We start from the raw sequence: 21862 nt of genomic DNA, 5'->3' as shown, positions 1-21862 counted from the left end.
TCCTCCTGTGGCCGCGGCGCAGCGAAGTTGGACTGGTCTGCCGGATTCAGCCGCGATCCGTCCGCCCGACCGGAATGGTTCAGGGAAGAGGGCACGGCAGGCTGACGGCCGGCCGCCTTCCCCGTGATGCGGGGAGACGACCGGCCGCCGGTACTGCTGGTGGCGCTACGTCAGTTGGTGCTGGTTACAGGTACCAGCTCTGGTTGGGCTGGTTGTGGTCGGCGGTGTGCGTCCATTGCTGGGCGGGGGCGCCGTCGGTCTTGCTGGAACTGTCGATTTCCAGGGTCTTGCCGCTGTTGAGGTTGGTGATGTTCCAGTTGCCCGTGTTGTCGATGGGCTGGATGGTCCACTGTTGTGCGGCGTTGTGGACGCAGGTCCATTGCTGGGCGTGGGCGCCGTTGACCGTATTGGAGTTGCCGATTTCCAGGCACTTGCCGCTATTGGCGTTGACGATCTCGTAGACGCCCGCGGTGGCGGTGGGGTGGAACTGCCAGTTGGCGCCGGCCTGTCCGTTGCACGCCCACTGCTGGGCGGCCGCGCCGTCGTCCTTGCTGGAGTTGTTGATCTCCAGGCAGGAGCGGCTGTTGGCGTTGTGCAGCAAGCCGTTGTCCGGCAGCGTGGGTGTCTTCTTGTTGTCGGGCAGGGGTGCGGGTGCGGGCAGGGCGGCAGTGCCGAGGCTGGGGGTGGTCCAGGTCTGGGCGTCGATGCCCTTGCAGTCCCACAGTTGCAGCTGTGTCTTGTTGGCGAGGGTGTTGTTGTTTCTGTCGATGCAGCGTTGGGCGTTGATGTTGAGGTAGCTGCCGTCGGCGCGGGCCTGCCACTGCTGATTTGCAGTGCCCTTGCAGGTCATGAGCTGGATCAGGGTGCCGTTGGCCGTGGCGCTGTTGACGGCCTCGACGCATTTGCCCTGGACGCGCATTGTGCCGTCGTCGCGGAGTTCGAGCTGCTGGGCCGGGGTCTGGTTGCAGGTGTAGATCTGGACCTTGGTGCCGTCGGTGTTCTGCCCGCCGTCGGTGTCGATGCAGGTGGTGGCGGAGCTGGTGACGGTGACGGGGCCGCGGGCGTCGGGGGCGGTGGTCGAGGCGGCGTAGGGGTAGACGGCGAGGTTGCTGACGCCTCCGTACAGCCCTGTGCTCATGGGATTGGGTGCACCCTTGGCCTGGTAGCGGCCGAAGACGAGCGGGCCGGTGGGCGCCGGGCTGTTGGCCTTGCTGTGGTTCCCGGAGCCGACGAGCACGCCGTTGGCGTACAGGCTCATCCGGCCGGTGTCCGCGTTGTAGACGGCGGTGAGCTTGGTCCAGACGTTGGGGTTGATGCGAGTCTGGGGGTTGACGGTGTCGGTGTTGTCGTACTGCCAACTGGACGTGATTTTCGTGCGGTTGGTGAGGGCGAAGCGCCAGGTGCTGCCGTCGGGGTCCGGGTAGAGGAGGAAGTCGCTCTGCTGGGCCGCGGTGTTGTCCTGGCTGACGATCACGCCTCCGGCGCCGGAGGCTTTCGCCCAGGTACTGATGGTGAAGCTGTTGCGGGTGTCGACCACGGACGCGCTGGTGGTGATCGTCGACTGGGGGCCGTTGAACGCGGCGTAGTCGGTGCGCCGACCGTCGATGATGCCGGTCGGCCAGGTGATGTTGGCAGCGGTGCCGGGGTAGTTGCCGGTGCTGCTGGGAATAGTGCCGTCGGTGGCCGATCCGGTCAGGTTCCAGGCGGCTGTGGGCATGTTGAGGTTGCCCTGCGGAGTCAGGTCCGGGGAGAGGCCGGTGACGTCCGGGTGCGGGATTTGGGTGGTCGGCGCGGTGCCGGTGCCGTTCCAGGAAACGAGCTGTTGGTTGGTGTCGACGGCCCACAGATCCGGGATGCCGTCGCCGGTCAGGTCACCGTCGGAGCCGATGCGCGGGTAGCGGGCGGGGTCGACGGTGCCGAGGACGGGGCCCTGGCCGGGTGTGGTGAATCCGCTCAGGTCGGGTGCGTCGGTGGTCCCCTTGACGGGGAAGGCACGGATGGTGCCGTCGGACTTGGAACGGGCCCACAGGGTGGGCAGGTCGGTGCCCTTGGCACGGCCTGGGGTGATCAGATTGTAGCCGTCCCATTGCTGGTCGTTGCCAGAGAGGAGGATGGCTGGGGAGTCCACCTGATTGGTGGATCCAGGCGGTCCCAGCCACAGCCGCCCGTTTTCCACGAAGAGCAGCGTGGTTTGGTTGAGGGCGTATTGGTTGGTACCGGGCAGTTGGTGGGCAGAGTCGCCCGCCAGGGAACCGAACGCCGCGACCTGGGTGACCTTCGACCAGTCGCCGCTGTAGCCGTAGTCGGCGCAGTTCACGTTGGTGTTCGGGTCGGACGACAGCGCACAGCTGTTGGGCTTGGTCATGGCGATCTTGGCCTGGCTGTCGAAGTGGCCACCGTCGACGCCGTCGTTGGCATAGAGGTAGAGCTTCGCATCGCCGGGCTGGTGGGCGATCAGGTCGTCGATGTTCTTGTGGCCCAGGCTGCCGCGGTGGGTGATCTGGGTGTTCTTCCAGCCGTTTCCGTTGGGCGAGGCGTGGAAGCCGGCTCGGGGGTCGGTGTCGTCGGCGGTCTTGAACGGTGCGTTGGGTGCGGTGTTGGGGTCGGTGCCGCCGCCGATGCGGCGCAGGTCGCCGGCGGAGTCGGGCAGCAGGACGTCCGGGATCTTGTCGCCGTTGACATCGCCGAAGACGGGCTTGACCGGGTCGTTCGGGTTGACCGGTGCGTAGTAGCTGTAGACGGCGGGCTGCGACATGTTGCCCGCGTCGTCCTGGGTTTGCAGGTAGAGGAAGTTGGTGCCCCAGTGCGGGGGCGTGATCGTGACGTCGGCCTTGCCGCCCGAGAGTTTCACGATTCCCGCGGTGGTGTCGGTGCATTTCCAGCCGGTGGCCGCGGCCTTGACGGGGTCGGTGGTCCACCGGGCGCATGCCAGGCCGGAGCTACGACCGCCGGATGCGGGTACGGGGTCGGTGCCGGTCAGAGTGAAGACGCCTGGCTGGCCGGCGTACTTCGGCTGAGTGTTGAGGGTGCCAGAGGCAGGGAAGTCGGTGGAGATGACGGCGGCGGTGGGCGGAGTGCGGTCGACGAGGAAGTAGCAGGCCCCGCTGACATCGCTGGTGAGGGTGTCGTCCGTGGTCAGGGCCTGCCAGCCGTAGCGGTGGCCGTCGGTTAGGGTGCCGGCGCTGATGGTGGCATCGCCGCTGGCGGCCCAGCCGGTGGCGAAGTTGGTGGTGCTGTTGCCGTTGTCGTTGTCCCAGAGCTTGAACTTGGTGCTGAGGGTCTCACCGGTGGGAGATTTGGCGCCCACGGTCAGCATGGTGTCGGTGTTGGCGCCGATCCAGCCGGCGCTATCCCAGGTGGAGTTGCAGGCGGAGTACGAGCCGGTGCTGGCGAAACCGGGTGTCGGGCCGGTCCGTGGGGTGCTGACGGTGGGCTTGATGTCGTACGTGATGACGAGGTGGGGCGCCTGCCCGGTTTTCGAGCTGAACCGCTGGCGGTAGTACTTGTTGTACTCGTCGTCCGGGGCGAAGCCGAAGGTGAAGTTGGGCCAGGCATTGGCGACTGCATTTCTGATCGTGTCGCGGACTCCGTAGTCGATGTCGCCGGATCCCGACACCGACAGCGTGCCGATGTTCTTGCAGCCGCCCATCACGGAGCCGGTGCCGCAGGGCTGCTGGTTCCAGCTGGTCGGATTGGCGATCGAGCCCGTGTCGTAGAGACTCATCGGGGTACTGGTGGACGGGCTGGAAGAGGCGATGACGGTGGCCTTCAGCCGGGCTTCGATGACGTAGGCGCCCTGGTTGTGGAGGAAGCCGCCGATGCCGACTTGGAAGTAGGCGCGGGTGCGGCCGGTGGGTGAGCAAGGGTGCTCGGTGTCGACGTAGCCGCAGTAGCCGGTGGCCGGGGTGTCCTGGCCGTACTGCGTGCCGTTGTATTCGTTCGTATCGGGGTAGGCCTCCTGGACCTGGGCCCAGGCCTGTACGCCGTTGCTGTCCGTCGACGGATTCCAGCCCGGGTCGATGAACCAGGGCCCTTGGCCCTGGCCGAGCACCTTGGTGTCGGGGACGAGGTCGATGCCCTGGCCGGTGGTGGTGGCGGCGACCTTCGTAACCGTGGCGCTCGCACCGGGGCCATCAGTGCTGGAGGTTGCGACGGCCGGTACGTCGGTGGGACCGGCTTGCGCAGCGAGGCTGTTGAACGCCTTCTGCTGCTTCGGCTGTGCGGAGGGTGCAGCAGTGGTGGCCGAGTCCCACATGACCGGGCTGGGCGCGGTGAAGCGTGCTTTGCCGTCCGCATCGGTGGCCTTGAGGTTGCCCGCGGCATCGGCAGTCACGGCCAGGCCGTCGGCCACCACGTCGAGGTGGAGCTTCTTGACTGCCGGGTTCGCGGCGGCCTGGGCGGTGTGCACGACCAGGACCTGGCGCCAGCCGCCCAGCGCGGTGGCGGTCAACTCCAGGTCTACGTCGGGCAGTACGCCCTTGTAGAGAGCGCTGTCTCCGTCGAGGACCGGCCTGGGCAGGGGGAAGGCCGCCTTGATGGCGAGCTTCTTGCCGTCCGCGGTCGTCATGGTGGCCATCGGGGCGTCTCCGCCCCCTGAGAGCTGGAGCCTGGAGGGAACGGCGACCGGGGTGATAGTGCCGTCCGTATTGGCATGCAGCGTGGGGTCGACGCCCTGCCAGGATCCGTCGGGCTGCCGGACGCGCTGGGGAGCGGAAGAGTTGTCAGTGGTGAGCGTGCCGTCGGGATTGGCGACCGTCTGTGAACTTGCCGTCGTCATGTAGCCCACGACGACCGGGGTGCCGCTGGATTTTGCCTGCGCCCGTGCAGCCTCAAGTGCCTTCTCGTTCTCGGTGGGCGTCTTGGCCGGGCTGGGCGCCCAACTGGTGTCAGCGGGGCCGAAGTCGTGGCCGCCGCTGTCTGCCGCTGCTGTCGGGACGGCCAGGAAGCCGAGCCCCAGGGACAGTACGGCGGCTCCGGCGGCGGGCCGCAACCATGATCTGAAGGTGTGTTGGCTTCGCGAGGCCCCCGGCCTCGGTATCCGCGAAAGGGAAGTTGGTGGCCTCAAGGTGGAGGTCCTCGCTGTGAACTGTGAGCAGACAGAGACCACGCGCACACTTCCTTCACGCCATCGCGAGTGTCAAGGAAGCTCATGAGCCGAACACCCCATTTGCCGCATGTGTTGACGCGCGCACCCTGCGTGACATTGGTCACTTAAGGAAATTCTCAGAATTTGCTGTACGGATCGAACGTGCGCTCCCTAGGGTCCGTGGGTCTGGGTCGATCACCGGCCCAGTGTTCTTCGTTTTTCTGTGTCCTGTGGGGGGATCCAGTTGTCTCGTCGGGGTGGGTTTGCCATGCGCTCGGGTTCCGGGCGATCACGGATTGCCGTGATCGCCGCGCTCTCGGTGCTGTTCGCCGGGGCTGGGCTCCCTGCCGTCGAGGCGAAGGAGGCCCCGCCCAAGGTCTGGACACCGCCGAACACCCCCCTGCCCGACGCACCGCCGGTCAAGGGCACCAGCCTCAAGCCGCAGGCCAAAAAAGCGGACACGGGAAACAAGTGGGCGCCGCCGGCCAGCGCGAACACACCGTCAGGCGCGGTGACCGCACCACTCGTCGAGGCGCCTGCTGCCCCGTCGAACACATCCACCACTCCCACCCAAGCCGGCAGCCTCCCGGTCTGGATCGCCCCCGGCCACACCCCGAATCGAACGGGCCTCGCATCAGGTTCCACGTCCGGCGCCACGACTGATGCCAAGCTGCGCGTCGAGGTGGCGGACACGGGCAAGGCCGCGGCCACTGGCGTCAGCGGCGCCCTCGTCTCGCTGAGTGACACCGGCTCCGGTTCGGCTCCCGGCAAGGTCCAGGTCGCCCTGGACATCTCTGCCTGGGCCAAGACGGCGGGTGCCAACTGGGGGGATCGCGCACGGGTCGTGCAGCTTCCGGCTTGCGCGCTTGCATCGCCGCAGGCGGCCGGTTGCAGGACGCGTACCCCGGTGGCCTCGCACCGGGATGCCTCGGGCCGGTTGACGGCCGATGTCGAGGTCCCGTTCAGCATGGCGCGTGGCACTGCCAAGTCACCGATGGCGATGGCGGTTTCCGCACCGCAGAGTGTGGTGCTGGCTGTTGAGCCGGGGCCGTCCGGCTCAACGGGTGACTACAAGGCCTCTCCGCTGACTCCGTCGGCGTCCTGGCAGGCCGGCGCGAACGCGGGCAACTTCACCTACGGCTACACCGTCGAGGTGCCGTCCGCGATCGCCGGGCCAGCGCCGAGCATCTCGCTCGGCTACGGCTCCTCCTCCGTGGACGGCAAAACCGCCTCCACCAATGCACAGGCCAGCTGGATCGGCGACGGCTGGGACTACCACCCGGGGTCGATCTCGCGTACGTACAAGAGCTGCGACAGTGCCGGTGTGAAGGACTCGGGTGACGAGTGCTGGGGCGGTGACCTGCTCAACCTCTCGCTCGCCGGCCACGCGGGCCAGCTCGTACGGGACGACACGTCGTGCGAGTGGCACCTGCAGGGTGAGGACGGCACCAGAGTCGAGCGGCTGACCGGCCGGGCCAATGGCGCCTGGAGCGGTGAGGGCTTCAAGGTCACCACCACCGACGGCACCCAGTTCTACTTCGGTGCCAACCACCTGCCTGGCGGTGATGGCAGCGACCCGGCCGCCAACTCCGTCTCCACCGTGCCCGTGTACTGGCCTGGTGACGCCGACAAGTGCCTGGGTTCCGGCTCCCCGGCCAAGGGTTCCTGGTCGCAGATGGGCTGGCAGTGGAACCTCGACTACGTCGTTGACGCCCACCAGAACCTGATCACCTACCGCTACGCGCAGGAGGACAACTACTACGCAAAGGGCGGCGGCCAGAACAACGGCAACGGCACGCCCACCGTCTACCAGCGCGGCAGCTACCCGACCTGGGTCGGCTACGGCCAGCGCCTGCCCGACCAGATCAAGGCGAAGGGCACGGCCAAGCCTGCTGCCCAGGTGTGGTTCCGCACCAAGGAGCGCTGCGTTCCTGGCGGTTCCGTCACCTGTGCTGACGACCAGCGCACCAAGGCCAACAAGACGTACTGGCCGGACAGCCCGCTCGACCAGATCTGCGGCGCGACCGGGCAGTGCCTGAACCTGTCGCCGACGTTCTGGACCACCAAGCAGCTCACCCGGATCGACACCGAGGTCCTCGACGGCTCCTCCTACCGCGGCGTCGACTCGTTCGCGCTCAACCAGTCCTTCCAGGATCCCAAGGACGGCACGTCGCCGTCGCTGTGGCTGGACTCCATCCAGCGCACCGGGTCCAACGGCAAAACTCCCATCACCCTGCCGCCGGTCTCCTTCCAGCCGCTGCAGATCGCGAACCGGGTCGACGGCAATGTGGTTCGCCCGGACGGCACCGAGGCCTCCGCGCCGAGTTACCAACGGCCCCGCATCCAGACCATCACCACCGAGACCGGCGGCAAGATCAACGTGATCTACCGTCCGGCCGAGTGCTCCCGCACGAAAAAGACGATGCCGTCCTCCGCGGACAGCAACGCGATGGCGTGCATGCCGGTCAAGTGGTATCTGCCTGGCCAGTCCTACCCGGACCCGGTCGACGACTGGTTCAACAAGACCATCGTGCAGAGCGTCACCGAGCAGGACACGTTCGGCACCGCGACCACCAAGGTCACCGACTACGAGTACGGCGGCGGCATCGCCTGGCACCGCAACGACTCCGAGCTCACTGATGCCAAGACCCGCACCTGGGACCAGTTCCGCGGCTACGCCACCGTCACCACCCGCACCGGCACCGGCAACCTGACCGAGGCCCCGCGCACCAAGACCGTCAGCACCTACCTGCGCGGCATGGACGGCGACATCCTCGCCAACGGCTCCAAGCGCAGCGTCACTGTCGACGTGGCTCCACCGGGGACCACGGCCAAGGTCCAGAGCATCACCGACGACAACGTGCTGTCCGGCTTCGTCCGCCAGACCCAGACCTACGACCGCGACGGCGGCGACCTGGTCAGCAGCGAGATCACCACCCCCTGGCAGGGCGCGGTGACCGCTACCCGCGCACAGTCCGGCGGCATGCCCGACGTCACCGCCAGAGCCGTCAATACCGGCAAGGTCACCGCCTACTCCAAGCTGGCCGGCGGCGACTGGCGCACCGCCGAGCGCACCTCCACCTACGACACCACCCTCGCAGCCCGCCCGGTCCAGGTCGACGACAAGAGCGACCTGGACCACCCCGAACAGCGGCTGTGCACCGCGTTCACCTACGCCAGCGGGCCCGGCGGCACCGTCACCGAACTGGCCTCGCACACCCTCACCCTCTCCGGCGCCTGCGACCAGACGCCGACCGCCGCCAACACCGCCGCCGACACCCACTCCTACTTCGACAACAAGCCCCTCGGCGAGACCGGCGCAACCGCCGAGCAGACGGCGACCGACGTCCTGGAGCGCTACGACACCGACGGCAAGCCGGTGTACCGCAAGAACGCCACCGCTACCTTCGACGACTACGGCCGGGTCACCAGCACCACCGACCCCACCCGCACCGACGCCAACCACCCCGGCGGGGCGACCACCACGACCGACTACACCCCGGCCACCGGCGCGCTCCCGAACCAGATCGTCCACACCAACCCGCTGGGCTGGAAAGCGACCACCACCCTCGACATCGGCCGTGCCATCCCGACCAAGCAGACCGACGAGAACAACCACGTCGCCGAGCAGGACTACGACGCGCTCGGCCGAGTCGCCGCCGTATGGCAGCCCGGCGCCAACCGCGCGGCAGGCGCTGCGGCCACGCGCAAGTTCTCGTACGCGATGAACGGCACCAACGCCCCGTCCACCGTGCTGAGTCAGGCGCTCACCGACGACGCTCCCACCTACACCTCGACCTTCACCATCTACGACGGCCTCGGCCGCATCCGCCAGACCCAGGCCATGCCCCCCTCGGGTGCCTACGGCCGCACCATCACCGATGCGCTGTTCGACTCGCACGGCTGGCAGACCAAGACCAGCGCGGCCTACTACAACAACGAAGCCGCCCCGGCCGGGCAGCTGTTCCTGCCCAACGGCGGCGTCAACCCCGACAGCAAGATCCCGGCGCAGACCGTCCAGGTCTACGACGGCCTGGGCCGCACCACCGACACGGTCTTCCAGTCCTACGGCATCGAGCAGTGGCGTTCGAAGACCGAATACCCGGGCGCGGACGAGACCCGCTCCACCCCGCCCAAGGGCGGCTACGCCACCGCGACCATCACCGACGGCACCGGCCAGACGGTCGCGCTGCGCCAGTACCAGTCCAACACCCCCACCGGCGCCTACGACGAGACGACCTACGGCCACAACGCCCAGGGCAAGGAGCTGTGGCGTAAGGATTCCGCGGGCAATCAGTGGACGTTCGCCTACGACCTGCTCGGCCGCACGGTGAAGTCGACCGATCCGGATGCCGGTACGTCCACGACCGTCTACGACGACACGAAGAACCTCGTCACGGCCACCGATGCACGGGGTAAGAGCGCTACCAGCGTTGTCGACCTGCTGGGCCGCACCACCGCAACCTACGAGGGCAGCGCGGTCGACCCGGCCAAGCAGGTCGGCGCGACTACCTACGACACGCTGGCCCTTGGTAAACCGTCCTCCACCACACGGTTTGTCGGCGGAGCCAGCGGAGATGCGTATGTCTCGCAGGCGACGGGGTACGACGGCGGATACCGTCCGCTCGGCAGCAAGACCACCATCCCCACCTCCGAAAAGGGCCTCGCCAACACCTACGAGACCAGCAACACCTATGACGCGCTCGGTCACCTGCAGACCACCAAGCTGCCTCCGGTAGCGGGCATAGCAGCCGAGACCCTGTACTACGGCGTCGACGTCGGCGGCAACATGACGTCCCTGGACGGCAAGACCGGCCTCACCCGCACCCCCTACGTCGTAGACCTGCGCTACGACCCCTACGGGCGCGCCATCCGCACCACGGTTGGCACCACCGGCGCCCAGATCGTCTCCACCCAGGACTACGACAACTCCACCGGCCGGGTCATCCGCTCCACGCTCGACAAGCAGAACGCGCCGACCGCCAGCGTCGACGTCAGCGACTACACCTACAACCCGCTCGGCCAGGTCACCTCTGTCCGTGACGCCCAGGACGGCGTGGCTTCCGACCTGCAGTGCTTCACCCACGATTACCTCGGCCGCCTCACTCAGGCCTGGACCGATACCGGTACCCAGGCCACCGCTCCCCAGCCGAGCGTCCGCGGCATCGGCACCTGCACCAACACCGACGGTCCCGCTGTCGACGGCACGGGCAAGCCGAGCGTCGGCGGTCCTGCCCCGTACTGGCAGAAGTACACCTACGACAAACTCGGCAACCGCACCCAACTGGTGAAGAAGGACATCACCGGTGACGCGTCCAAGGACGTGACGGTCAACCAGACCTTCGGCACCGGCCTCAACACCCCTTCCTTTGACCCGAAGACAGGTGGCGGCACCGGCGGCCCGCACGCCTTGATGTCGTCGACCGAGACCGGTCCGTCCGGTACGCAGGTGACCTCGTACACGTACGACGCGACTGGCAACACCGCGTCGATCACCAGCACTCCAGGCACCAAGACGTTGACCTGGAACGGTCAGGGCAAGCTCGACAAGATCACCGGCAGCGGTGAGAGCGCGGGCACCAGCTACCTGTACGACACCGCAGGCAACCAGCTCATCCGCCGGGACCCGGGCAAGACCACGCTCAACCTCGGCCCCGACCAGCTGACCCTCGACACCGCCACCGGCAAGGTCACCGATGTCCGCACCTACGCGGCCCCAGGCGGCCTCTCCATCACCCGCACCATCGCCGCCGGCAAGTCGACCCTCGCCTACCAGGCCTCCGACCCGCACGGCACCAACGGCGTCCAGTTCAACGCATACGATCTGTCCCAAGCCCGCCGCCCCACCGACCCGTTCGGCAACGAACGCGGCACACAGCCCGCGGAAGGCGCGTGGGCAGGCGACAAGGGCTTCGTCGGCGGAACCAAGGAGAAGGCCACCGGCCTCACCCTCCTCGGGGCGCGCGAATACGACCCGAAGACGGCACGCTTCATCAGCCCCGACCCCATCCTCGACGGCTCGGATCCGCAGCAGTGGAACGCGTACGCCTACGCCGACAACAGCCCGGTCAACCGCACCGACGCCAACGGCCTTCGCATGGGCTGCGACAGCCCTGTCGAGTGCCAGGAGGTCAATCAGTACTACGCGGACAAGAACAAGGCGGCGGCGACACCGGACACGGCGGTGACCAACGCCGAGACCGCCCTGGACCAGGCCACTACCACCGTCACCCGGGCCAAAGAGAAGCGCGACGACATCAAGCACCAGGTCATCGACATGATCGGTGACCTCATCGGCTACAACGACGCCCGCGACTGCTTCACCAAGGGCGACGTCATGGCCTGCATCAACACCGCCCTCGGCGCTGTCCCCTGGGGCAAGATCTTCAAGGCCATCAAGATCGGCATCAAGGCCTTCAAGATCTACAAGGAAATAGACAAGGCCTACGACGCCATCCGCGCGGGCGAACGCGTCGCCGCCAGAGCAGCCGAAGCGGTAACCCGCGCCAAGAGGGCAGCTGAAGAGGCGAAGGCCGCCGAGAAGGCGGCAGCCAAGGCGGCTGAAGAAAAGGCAGCCAAGGAGACAGCCAGCGACGCGGCAAGTACGGAGTCAAAGTCCGCGAAGGCTGCGGACGACGCGGAAACCAAGGGCGCTGGCAAGGAGAGCGAATCCGCTCCCGCCACGTGCAACAGCTTCCCCACCGGCACCCTGGTGCTGATGGCTGACGGCACCACCAAGGCGCTGGAAGATATCCACACCGGCGACAGGGTGGTAGCCACCGACCCACAAACCGGGGAAACTCGGCCTGAAACCGTCACGGACACCATCACCACCCCCGACGACAAGGACTTCACCGACCTCACCCTCACTAACGACGCGAACCCCCGCGGCCCGCCCGCGAAGATCACCTCCACCCACCACCACCCCTACTGGAGCGAAACCCGCCACCAGTGGATCGACGCCGGCGAACTACAGGTCGGTGAACACCTCCGCCAGCCCGACGGCACCCTCCTCACCATCCAGACGGTCCGCAACTACCAGTACACCGTCACCACCCACAACCTGACGGTCAACCAACTCCACACGTACTATGTGCTGGCGGGGGCTGCGCCGGTCCTGGTTCACAACTGTGATGTGGCACTTGGCTTGCGAGAAGAAGGGGACCTCCGGAATTTCGCTGATTCTAATGGGCATGAGCACTTTCTCGACCAATCGCGAGAAGATGCCTTGTCGTCAGTCAGAAGTGTTGCGCATGAGCAACCGTCTCGACGGCTTCACATCGTCCTGGATGGCTTCAAGATGTCGAATGGGAAGCGCGGGACCCTTCAGGAAGTATTTGAAGACTTCTACAAGGAAGGTCGAGTTGGCGGCAACTGGATAACTACTCAACGAGAAATGAATATCGTTGGCGAATCAGTGAGGCTTGGTAACCGGTCTTGGGAATCAATTACCTTCTGGCATGGCGGAGAAAATGTCACCTCGGATTTGACAATGCCCAACTTTAGCGTCCTGAGGGGCGGATAGGCCGATCAGGCAAAAGTCATCTTTGAGTTGGCGCCTGTGGCGCTAACGTCGGGAATCTTTAGTGGTCTGGCCGTGTCATTCGGTGTCGCAGATGCCGCTCCAATGCGGCGAAGGTAGATATTCGCGAGAGAGGTATTGTATGCAGTTGGTTGGGTGGGATCGAGAATTTAAGGTCTGGAATTATTCGTTTAGTTACTCCCAGCTTCTTTTGCGGAGTGTGCCGAAGTTTGACTCGGATAAGCGCATCGATGTGCTGTTTTCCAACGTTCGGCATATGAGCGTACCGGCAAAATTTGAGCGCCTGGTGATCGACGAAGGTGATTTCGAGAGGGATCGTGAGCTTCTTGGGATTGTTCTAACCCCAAGTGAACCGTTTAAGCTGTTCATTCTGAGTGGCGGTGTTGGCTATATTCTTGCCACCCAATGCGACTGGCATGAAGATAATGAGTGGGTAGACGCGCCTTCCCGTTTCGGCCCATTCCGTGGGGTTAAGTAGGTCGAGACCGAAAGCATCGCGGCCCACGCCTGCGGATAGGCAGGGGGAGATCGGCGGGCAGCTTGGAGGCGAGCCCGACTGGATCCAGGACGACGAGACGCCTGACTGCGCCTCCTGCGTTATCTCTATGAAGCCGTTTCATCTTGAAGGTGGCTGGTCAGCGGGGGTGGTGTGACTCCTTGTTGAGGAACTCGGGCAGGCCGGGAGCTTGATCGTTTCGCGGTGATCGTCTGCCGTATCGATTCAGCGCCTGACCTCGGCTTTCGTGAGCACGAGCGGGGCCCGCAGGAGTGCGGTCGCGTGGCGGGGATCGAGGCGGAGCTCGATGAGTACGCGCCACCGTTTCAGGTCGGCGAAGGCATGCTCGTTGGCGGCGCGTTCGCGGGCGATCAGCTGGTTCGTCTCCTTCTGGGCGGTCGTGAGGCGGTGGCCCCTGCTGGCGCGGTAGCCAGTGATCACGGTGGGGTTCTCGCTGTCGTCATCGAGTCCGAGGAAGCCGAGGTCGGCGAAGGCGGCCAGGCCGGCCTCGCGCAGGTGGGCGGTGAGGTGGTCGTGCCGGGCGGCGGTGACGTCGTGGGTGCGGCCCGGGCGCGTGGCCGAGACCCATATCAAGTTGCCGTACTCGTCGGTCAACGCGAGCAGGTGCAGGCCGTGCATTTTCCGCTTGCCGGAGTAGTTCTTGCGGTCCTCGCGTCCGCGGCGGCGCTGGGTGGGGATGAGGGTGCCGTCGACCAGCACGACGATGCTGCCGCTTTTCGCGGTCTTCTTGAGCGCGCGGTCCAGGCGCGTCGCGCGGGCGGCCAGGAGGTGAATGACCTCCAGCAGCCACCGGCGCACGGTCGAGGCGGATATTCCGTTGGCGGCGGCCATGTCCGCGAACCGCTGCCCGGCTGTAGCCGGCCGTCGCATGCGGCGCCTCGACGTTCAGGTCGCCGAGCTCATCGCGGGCAACGTCGGCCGGAGGCGGTTCCGGCAGTGCCCGCCGCAGCGCCGGGGCGGACTGTGACGGGGCGGCGGCGCTGGTTGCGGAAGCCGGGGCGGCAGGGGCAAGGACGGCGGAGATTCCGGCAAGGGCGGTGGCGGCGCGCAGCCACCCGCGAGAAGTGATCATGTGTCATGAGATAGCGCCCGTGTCCGGGTGCAAGGCCGAGAACAGTTCCGTGTCACCCTGTACGAGGGTGAGGCCTCCACGTCGGCTGTGTGTCGGTGTCAGCACCTTCGTGAGGCGGTTGGCGGCGCTCCGGCGCCTGCGAATGCACACCACCCACCGGGTCTTGTGGGGGTAGGGCACACGGTGCACTCCAGGGCCATCGAGGCGGCTGATCGCACAGCGTCTGCCCGGTCTCGGGCAGCCTAGACCTGGCCGCCTCGTCCACGACCGCCGGGTCGAAACCGCCCACCTGCTGCCCCTGCAAACGCTCCCCGCCGGCGAGAGCGGTCTCCAGCGGACTGCGCGCCTATCCCCGGTCCCCACCTGCCTGTGGGGTCGTCGCAGCCGACGGGGGAGGTGTGCGTGGTGCCCCGTTCGTCCGAGCTGGGTTCAGTGGGCTCGCTGGTGACCAGGCCGTCTCCGGTCGGATGGTGGACAATGCCGGCGGTGAGCGGGTGCGGGCAGGGTGCCTGTGTCAGGCCGGCTCTGTCGGTGTGACACAGGCCCTGTGGGATCGGGGGTTAGCTGGTGGGGTGGAGGTAGAAGGCTTCGTTGTCGGCGGGGAAGGGCAGGGGGCCGTACTGCTGCTCGTACTGGATGACGGGGGTTCCGTCGGCGGTGCCGTTGCCGACGATGTTCAGCAGGAATTCGGTCCTCTCGTTGGTGATGGTTGTCAGGTTCGGGAACAGTGGCAGGGGGTGTTCCAGGATGAAGTTCTGGGTGTCGGTGGTGGGGCCGTGGCGGTGGCAGTCCCAGATGTTCATCTGGGAACCCTCCCTGCTCGCGGTGCCGTTGTCGACGTCCATGCATTTGCCGCTGTTCACGCTGACGATGCGGTTGGACCGGTTCTGCCCCCCGTCGGGGCGCAGGGTCCATTGCTGGTTGGTGCCGTTGTCGGGGTGGTAGAGGATGATGTGCGTGCCGTTGGTTTTGCGGGCCTGGTAGACGTCGAGGACGCTGCCGTTGCCTCCGTTGTCGCCGAGGGTGAAGCGGGCGGGGCCGGCTCCGGCGCGTAGCGAGGAGAAGGTGATGGGCCAGTGGTCGCTGCCGCGTGGGTTTCTGCGGGCTGCCTGCCAGTTCTGGGTCAGGACGTTGGAGACGGCGTAGTCGAGGTGTCCTCCGCTGAGTTGGGTGGGTCCGCCGTTCTCGTAGATGTGCGCGTTGGCGGGGATGCCGGTGGTTCCGCCGACGGGCAGGGAGCGGGGCGTCCGGTTGAAGTCGCCGAGTACCACCCAGCTTGCCAGGGCCAGTTGCCGGGAGCGGGTGGCGACGCGGCGCACCAGCGAGGCGGCGTCGGTGCCGCCGTTGGCGCTGGCGTGGATGGAGGCGAACAGGGTGTTGTCCGCCTGCCGTACGACGCCGAGGGCGGACCGGTAGACGCCGGGGATCTCCTCGACCCGGTCGGGCTGGAACGAGGTGATCATGGCGGGATTCACACCCCGGGCCGGGTTGGCGCCCTGATAGAGGATGTACAGGAAGCGTTCACCGCGGGTGCGGGTCGGGGGGATCCGGTAGGTGCGGATGTTGCGGCCGATCCGGCCCAGCGACACCGCCCCTGCAGGCGGCGTGATGGACGCCTCCTGCAGGGCGACGACGCTGGCGTTGTCGGACAGGTCCAGCGCGTAGGTCCAGCGGCCGGAGGACCGCTGCATGTTCCACGTCGCCATCCGGTTCGAGTCCGGCGGCGCCGCAGACGCGGTGCCTCCGCCCACCAGGAGGAAGGCGGCGCACAGGGCGCCCATCACCAGCGCGATCAACCCGCGCCGGACGCCGATGTGCCGTAAGGCCGCTGGTGTTGTCTTTTCTGCATGCTGCATATCCACCAATTTCCTGTCACCTCGCCCGCAACACCAGGTGTCTTCGGGGCAGTTGCCCGCGAAAGCGGGGGAAGGGTTTCCTCCCGGCTACCTCGGTCGGAGGCCGAGCGACATTGATCGAGATCGATTCATCGGGGAGTTCGCAGGTCGCCGGAGCTGATGCGGCCTGCGGCTGTGCGACGCTCGCCGGTTCACGCACGAGGGGGGGGCTCGCCGAGAGCGTCGCCGCAGTCCGTCGCGGTCTACAGCTGGGTGGCGCCGCCGTCGACGTACAGTTCCGCGCCGGTGGTGAAGGAACTCTGGTCCCCGGCCAGGTAAAGGGCGGTGGCGGCGACCTCGTCGGGACGGCCGGCGCGGCCGAGCGGGGTCGGCGCGGCGGGCTTGGCGGCCTGGCCGTCTCGGGGGAGTGCGGCACGCAGTTCGTCGGCGCCGGGGGTGGTGACGGGGCCGGGGGTGAGGGCGTTGACGCGGATGCCGCGGTCGGCGAGTTCGGCGGCCCAGGTGCGGGCGAGGCTGCGGATCGCGGCCTTGGTGGCGGCGTAGATGCCCAGGCCCGGGGCACCGCGCAGGGCCGCGCTGGAGGAGAGCAGGATCACCGAGGCGCCGGCCGAGAGCAGTGGAAGTGCCTTTTGGACGGTGAAGACGGTGCCCTTGAGGTTGATGGAGGTGGTGCGTTCGTACTCCTCCTCGGTGATCTTGCCGAGCGGGCCGAAGTCCCCGACGCCGGCGTTGGCCACGACGATGTCGAGACGGCCGCTGCGTTCGGTGATCTCGGCGAAGAGCCGGTCGAGGTCGTCGAGTTTTGATACGTCGCTCCGGATGCCGATGGCGTGGTCGCCGATCTGTTCGACGGCGTTCTCCAGTTCGGCCTTGCGGCGGCCGGTGAGGTAGACGGTGGCTCCCTCGGCGGCGAATCGGCGGGCGATGGCCAGGCCGATGCCGGTGGAGGCCCCGGTCACGAGGGCGGTCTTGTTGTCCAGCTGTCCCATGACATTCTCCGATGCTTGATGTAACTGGTGTTGTTACGATTCGGGGCGCAAAAAGCGCCGCCCCACCGCGATCCGCGGCCGAAGCTAGGCGTCTCTCAGTACGTCGCGCAGCACATCCTCCAGCGTGGTTCTCGCCAATTCCGCGCGGAGAGCCGTCTCGACGCCGTCGTAGGCGACGCCCAGCACCGGCGCTATGCCGCGGCCCACGACACACCCGGGGTCGGGTTCGGCGGGATGCAGGGCGAAGATCGGCCCCTGCTCCACCGCTTCATAGACGTCGAGCAGGGTGATCGCCGACAGGTCCCGCGACAGCGCCCAGCCGGCCCCGGCGCCTCTTCGCGAGTCGGCCAGGCCGGCCTTGCGCAGCTGGGCCAGTAGGCGGCGGATCACCACGGGGTTGGTGTTGACGCTCGTCGCGATCTGCTCGGAGGTCGCGACCTCATGGCCGCGCCGCTGATACAGCCCGATCCAGGTCAGGGTGTGCGCGGCAACGGTCAGCCTGCTGTTGGCCCCCATGTCATCCACCACCTCCTGTTCAGGTTGTAACAATAACAGTTATGACTGTCTTCGGTGAGTGCGGTGGGCCGGTTGCCCGGACAGAGGCCCGTTCGGGGAGTGAGCGCGACGGACCCTGCGGTCTTCTTCACCGCCAGTCGGCCGTGCCGCTCCGGTCGTCTGAGGTGAGATGGGCGCCGAGCGAGGCCAGGCGGTGGGCGTCGGGGCTTGCGGGCTCGGCTGTCCCGACCAGGAGATGCTGGCCAGGGGCATTCTGGACCTCGAACGTCTGGTAAGTGAGTGTCAGCCGTCCGGCCCGCGGGTGGTGGAAGGTCTTGGACTTGCTGCCCAGGCCACTGACGTCCTGATGGCTCCAGAGCGCCGCGAACTCCTCGCTCTGTGCGAGCAGGCCGTCGATCAGGGCACGCATGCGCGGGTCGTTGCGCTCATGGCCGTGGGCCAGCCGCAGGGCGGCGACGGTGTCACGGGCCACGGCGTGCCAGTCGGCGAACAGTTCACGGGCCGCGGGGTCGCAGAACAGGGACCGGGCCATGCTCCGTGAATCCTCCAGCGGGGAAAGCAGGGCGTCGGCGAGCGCGTTCGAGGCAAGGACGTCCAGGCGCCGGTTGACCACGTACGCAACCGCCGCGGGGAAGGCATCCATCAGCTGCAGCAGTTCCGCCGCCACCTGATCCTCGTCCGGGGAGGAGACTTGGTGTCCCGGTACGAGCCCGGCCAGGCGGTAGGCGTGCCAGCAGGCGTCGGGCTCCAGCCGCAGGGCCCGTGCGAGGGCATCGACGACTTGGCCGGAGGGATGTCGCTCGCGGCCCTGTTCCAGACGGGTGTAGTAGTCGGCGCTGACTCCGGCCAGGACGGCGACCTCTTCGCGCCGCAGTCCGCTGACGCGGCGGCTCCGGGAAAGGGGAAGGCCCACGTCGGTCGGGCTGAGCCGGGAGCGACGTGCCAGCAGGAATTCTCCCAGTTCATTGCCGCTCATGCCCCGATCGTACGACGCCGGTTCCTGGGGGTGGCGCACCCAGGAAGCCCCGTCCTGCCGCGTACGCGGGATCGGGCACATCCTGGCAGCACCGGCCGTCGCACCGCACCGCGCTGCCGTCGTCACTTTGAAGGGAATCCCATGTCCAACTCGTCCACCACGGTCGCTCCGAAGGTGGTCCTGATCACCGGGGCCAGCAGCGGTATCGGCGAGGCCACCGCCACAACGCTCGCCGCCGCGGGCCACCACGTGGTTCTCGGGGCACGGCGCACTGACCGCCTGGCTGCCCTCGCCAAGGACATCGAGGCCCGAGGAGGCAGCGCCCTTCCGCTCGGCCTGGATGTGACCGACCCGGCCGGCGTGCGGTCCTTCGTCGCAGCCGCCCACGACCGGTACGGGCGCATCGATGTCCTGGTCAACAACGCCGGCGTCATGCCGCTCTCGCGCCTGGACTCGCTGAGGGTCGATGAGTGGAACCACATGATCGACGTGAACCTGCGCGGGGTCCTGCACGGCATCGCCGCCGTCCTGCCGATCATGCAGGCCCAGCGCCGCGGGCACATCGTCAACATCTCCTCTGTCTCGGGGCTGAGGGTCGACCCGACCGCAGCCGTCTACAGCGCCACCAAGCACGCCGTACGCGCCCTGTCGGAGGGGCTGCGCCAGGAGAGCCGGGAACTGCGGGTCACCGTGATCAGCCCGGGCCTGACCCGGAGCGAACTGACCGGGTCCATCGGCGACAGCGGGGTCAAGGACGCGGTGCGGGAGCAGATGGGCATCGCGATCCCCGCCACCGCGATCGGCGAAGCGGTCCGCTACGCCATCGACCAGCCCGCCGACGTGGACGTCAACGAAATCGTCGTCCGGCCCACGGCCCAGGGATGAAAACCCGCACACGCGTCACGGAACGGCAGTACCGATGTTGAGAGAACAGCAGGTACGCGACTGGGTCGGAGGCTACGTGCGAGCCTGGACCACCAGCAGCAGGAAGGACATCGCCGCACTGTTCACCCCGCACGCCGAATATCACGAATGGCCTTACGAGACCGCCTGGTTCGGCCGCGAGGCGATCATCGACGGCTGGCTCGATCGCACACCATGGCAGGAGGGCGGCTGGGAATTCGAGTGGACCATCCTCACCGTCAACGGCGACACCGCCGCGATCGAGGGCACCGGCCGCTACGAAGAACTGGGCACCTTCGCCAACCTCTGGACAGTGACATTCGACAAGAACGCCACATGCACCATGTTCCGCATGTGGAACAACCAGGTCTGAATCACCAACGGCCACCACGGGAACCCAACGAACACGTCCCGGCCGCCTCAACGGTCGGCAGTTTTGAGCGGCAGGTCCACGAGGGCAGGAAAGCGAGCGACCGCCCTCGCGCCTGGATCCACACCCAACAGGGTGCACCGGAAGAACCAGCCTCGGGAGGGTGCAGCACGAAGAGGATGCCCTGGAACACCAGCCGGTCCGGATGCTGCTTGCGTTCCGCATGCACGCGCGTCCGTGATCGTCACCAGCAACAAACCCTTCGGACGCTGGGGAGAGGTCTTCGGCGACGAGACCGTCGCCGCCGCGATGATCGATCGCCTCGTCCACCATGCCGAGGTCCACTCGCTGAAAGGCGACTCGTATCGCATGCGAGGCCACGAACTCGGACGCATCCCCACCGACACCCAAGACAACGACTGAACACACGCAACTGAAGACACCAGGGTCACTTTTGACCCGCCCAAAGTGGGTCACGGTTCAACCGCCACCGACAACGTGCAAGGGTCCCGGGGCGTCGGCCTGCCCCGGGACCCTGTCACTATCACCTGATCGTATGGTCAACGACGGAGGCAAAACGACCGTCCGTCATTCTGGTCGACATGCCCAGTTATGTCGAGTACATACCGAGTTGGGTGAGCTGCTCGCCGCTCAGCTTGATGCCCCTATGGATGTCAACCGGTTGAGGACGGGGCATTGCTCTTCCTGGGCGGGGCGATCGTCTGGTAACTCTCTCGCGCGACGTACCGTTTCAGGCAGCGGATGGCTTCGCGGCGCGTCTAGCGGCGGGTCGGGGCGTCCCAGCGCAGGCGGGCCAGGACGATGATGTAGAGCGCGGAGTTGGCTTGACGGTCTCCGCCACGGTTGAGCCTGCGGCGCTGGGTCTTGCCAGACGATGCCTCCACCGGGCTGACACCGCAGAGCGCGGCAAAGGATGCCTCGCTGCCCATCCGGTCCGGGTTGTCCGCGGCCGCAGCCAGCAACGCGGCGGCGGTATCCGGGCCGACACCGTAGCGGTCCGACAACTTCGGTGCGCAGGCCGTGATCGCAGTGGCGATCCGCGCGGTGAGCTCATTCACCTCCTCGGTGAGGTGCTGGATCCGCCGTGCCAGTAGCCGGAGCGTGTGGCGGGTTGCCGATGCTGGGGCAGTCCCTTCTGTGGGTTCCATCTCGGAACACCGTCGGATGAGCTTGGGGTTGCTCAGGCCCGTCAGCGACTCCCGCAGAGCAGGGTCTGCTGACACCAGGGCGGCCTTGAGCTGGTTGATCGCCTGCGAGCGCGACTTGATCGCGGAGCTTTTGGCCATCCTGGACATGCGGATCGTTTCGACCGGGCCGTCGCTGGTCTTGGCCGCGGCAGTGGCCCGGCCGGAAAGGACTGCCTGTGCGGCAGCCGCCGCGTCGATCGCGTCCGTCTTGCCACGCCGGCGCCGGGTGGCCTTGTCCGGCTGGTTGACCTCGGTGACGGTGATGCCTTCGCGGTGTAGGTACCGTGTCAGCGCCGCACCGTAGGAGCCGGTGCACTCGACGCCGGCCCGCTGCAGATGGCCGAAGGCGCGTGCCCAGGACAGAAGTTGCCGGTAACCCTCCCGCGTCGTCGGGAAGCTATGGGTGTCCAGCATGGCTCCGGTAGCCGTGATCACCGCCGCAACGTGGACGTCTTTGTGAGTGTCCACGCCGAGGACGACGTCCTCGGCGTGTTCGGCCGTGCGATGACGGGGGCGGGTGGGCCGGGACATGCTGGGCACGGTCGCCTGTCTCCTGAGCACATGGGGGACACCGGTGGCCGACGCCGGGCCGGGTGCGGTGGTCAGGACTGTGACGGTGCCTGTCGCGAAGGCCCCTGTCGGGACACACCCACCGGTCCGGCGGCAGCACGCACCGCCCCAGACGGCAGTCGGCAGATCAAACGCAAGGCAGCAACGCCAGTCGAACCTCGGGCCAGACCGCCGTCCGGGGCGGCACCCGATCATCCTCACAGTCGCGGCGGGTTTTCTGGTTGGAGACCCATACCCCGAGCCGTCGCAGGACCCT

The 21862-nt window shown here is 67.1% G+C and carries 11 protein-coding genes and 1 pseudogene; 5 read left to right on the top strand and 7 right to left on the bottom strand.

Features of this window, described 5'->3' with window-relative positions:
* Window positions 1–184: 184 nt before the first annotated feature.
* A complete protein-coding gene (locus tag ACIQ8J_RS31000; RefSeq protein WP_403278096.1) occupies window positions 185–4990 on the bottom strand; it encodes an RICIN domain-containing protein in 4806 nt (1601 codons plus the stop codon).
* 397 nt (window positions 4991–5387) lie between these two features.
* Here ACIQ8J_RS31000 and ACIQ8J_RS30995 point away from each other — a divergent pair, with 397 nt between their 5' ends.
* Together ACIQ8J_RS30995 and ACIQ8J_RS30990 are read left to right on the top strand one after the other, a co-directional pair.
* Window positions 5388–12611, top strand: a complete 7224-nt coding sequence (locus tag ACIQ8J_RS30995) for a polymorphic toxin-type HINT domain-containing protein (protein WP_403278094.1) — start codon at window positions 5388–5390, stop codon at window positions 12609–12611.
* Window positions 12612–12828: 217 nt separating this feature from the next.
* Window positions 12829–13107, top strand: coding sequence for a hypothetical protein (locus ACIQ8J_RS30990; protein WP_403278092.1), 279 nt, complete (start codon window positions 12829–12831; stop codon window positions 13105–13107).
* 243 nt (window positions 13108–13350) lie between these two features.
* On the opposite strand, the gene ACIQ8J_RS30985 is transcribed toward ACIQ8J_RS30990, so the two are convergent.
* The 5 genes from ACIQ8J_RS30985 to ACIQ8J_RS30965 all read right to left on the bottom strand — a co-directional run bounded on the left by ACIQ8J_RS30985 (window position 13351) and on the right by ACIQ8J_RS30965 (window position 18555).
* Window positions 13351–14016 carry a transposase family protein gene (locus ACIQ8J_RS30985; RefSeq protein WP_403276944.1) on the bottom strand — a complete coding sequence of 222 codons (666 nt, stop codon included), beginning with the start codon at window positions 14014–14016 and terminating at the stop codon, window positions 13351–13353.
* Between the two features lie 762 nt (window positions 14017–14778).
* Window positions 14779–16074, bottom strand: coding sequence for an RICIN domain-containing protein (locus ACIQ8J_RS30980; protein ID WP_403276945.1), 1296 nt, complete (start codon window positions 16072–16074; stop codon window positions 14779–14781).
* Between the two features lie 242 nt (window positions 16075–16316).
* Window positions 16317–17063, bottom strand: coding sequence for an SDR family NAD(P)-dependent oxidoreductase (locus ACIQ8J_RS30975; protein WP_403276947.1), 747 nt, complete (start codon window positions 17061–17063; stop codon window positions 16317–16319).
* 84 nt (window positions 17064–17147) lie between these two features.
* Window positions 17148–17579: an Rrf2 family transcriptional regulator gene (locus tag ACIQ8J_RS30970; protein WP_403276948.1), complete on the bottom strand. Its 432-nt coding sequence runs from the start codon at window positions 17577–17579 to the stop codon at window positions 17148–17150.
* A gap of 127 nt (window positions 17580–17706) precedes the next feature.
* Window positions 17707–18555 carry a helix-turn-helix domain-containing protein gene (locus tag ACIQ8J_RS30965; protein WP_403276949.1) on the bottom strand — a complete coding sequence of 283 codons (849 nt, stop codon included), beginning with the start codon at window positions 18553–18555 and terminating at the stop codon, window positions 17707–17709.
* A 141-nt stretch (window positions 18556–18696) separates the two neighbouring features.
* Between ACIQ8J_RS30965 and ACIQ8J_RS30960 the strand changes: the two genes are divergently transcribed.
* From ACIQ8J_RS30960 to ACIQ8J_RS30950, 3 genes are all read left to right on the top strand, one after another.
* Window positions 18697–19440 carry an SDR family oxidoreductase gene (locus ACIQ8J_RS30960; RefSeq protein ID WP_403276951.1) on the top strand — a complete coding sequence of 248 codons (744 nt, stop codon included), beginning with the start codon at window positions 18697–18699 and terminating at the stop codon, window positions 19438–19440.
* A gap of 76 nt (window positions 19441–19516) precedes the next feature.
* Window positions 19517–19831: a nuclear transport factor 2 family protein gene (locus ACIQ8J_RS30955; protein ID WP_403276952.1), complete on the top strand. Its 315-nt coding sequence runs from the start codon at window positions 19517–19519 to the stop codon at window positions 19829–19831.
* 234 nt (window positions 19832–20065) lie between these two features.
* Window positions 20066–20251: an ATP-binding protein gene (locus tag ACIQ8J_RS30950; protein WP_403276953.1), complete on the top strand. Its 186-nt coding sequence runs from the start codon at window positions 20066–20068 to the stop codon at window positions 20249–20251.
* A 251-nt stretch (window positions 20252–20502) separates the two neighbouring features.
* Here ACIQ8J_RS30950 and ACIQ8J_RS30945 read toward each other — a convergent pair.
* Window positions 20503–21567: pseudogene (locus ACIQ8J_RS30945) on the bottom strand (IS110 family transposase).
* Window positions 21568–21862 lie beyond the last annotated feature (295 nt).

It is taken from the genome of Streptomyces sp. NPDC094147, from assembly GCF_044764265.1.
Classification (GTDB): Bacteria; Actinomycetota; Actinomycetes; order Streptomycetales; family Streptomycetaceae; genus Streptomyces.
This window is presented reverse-complemented; position numbering and strand designations above follow the sequence as displayed.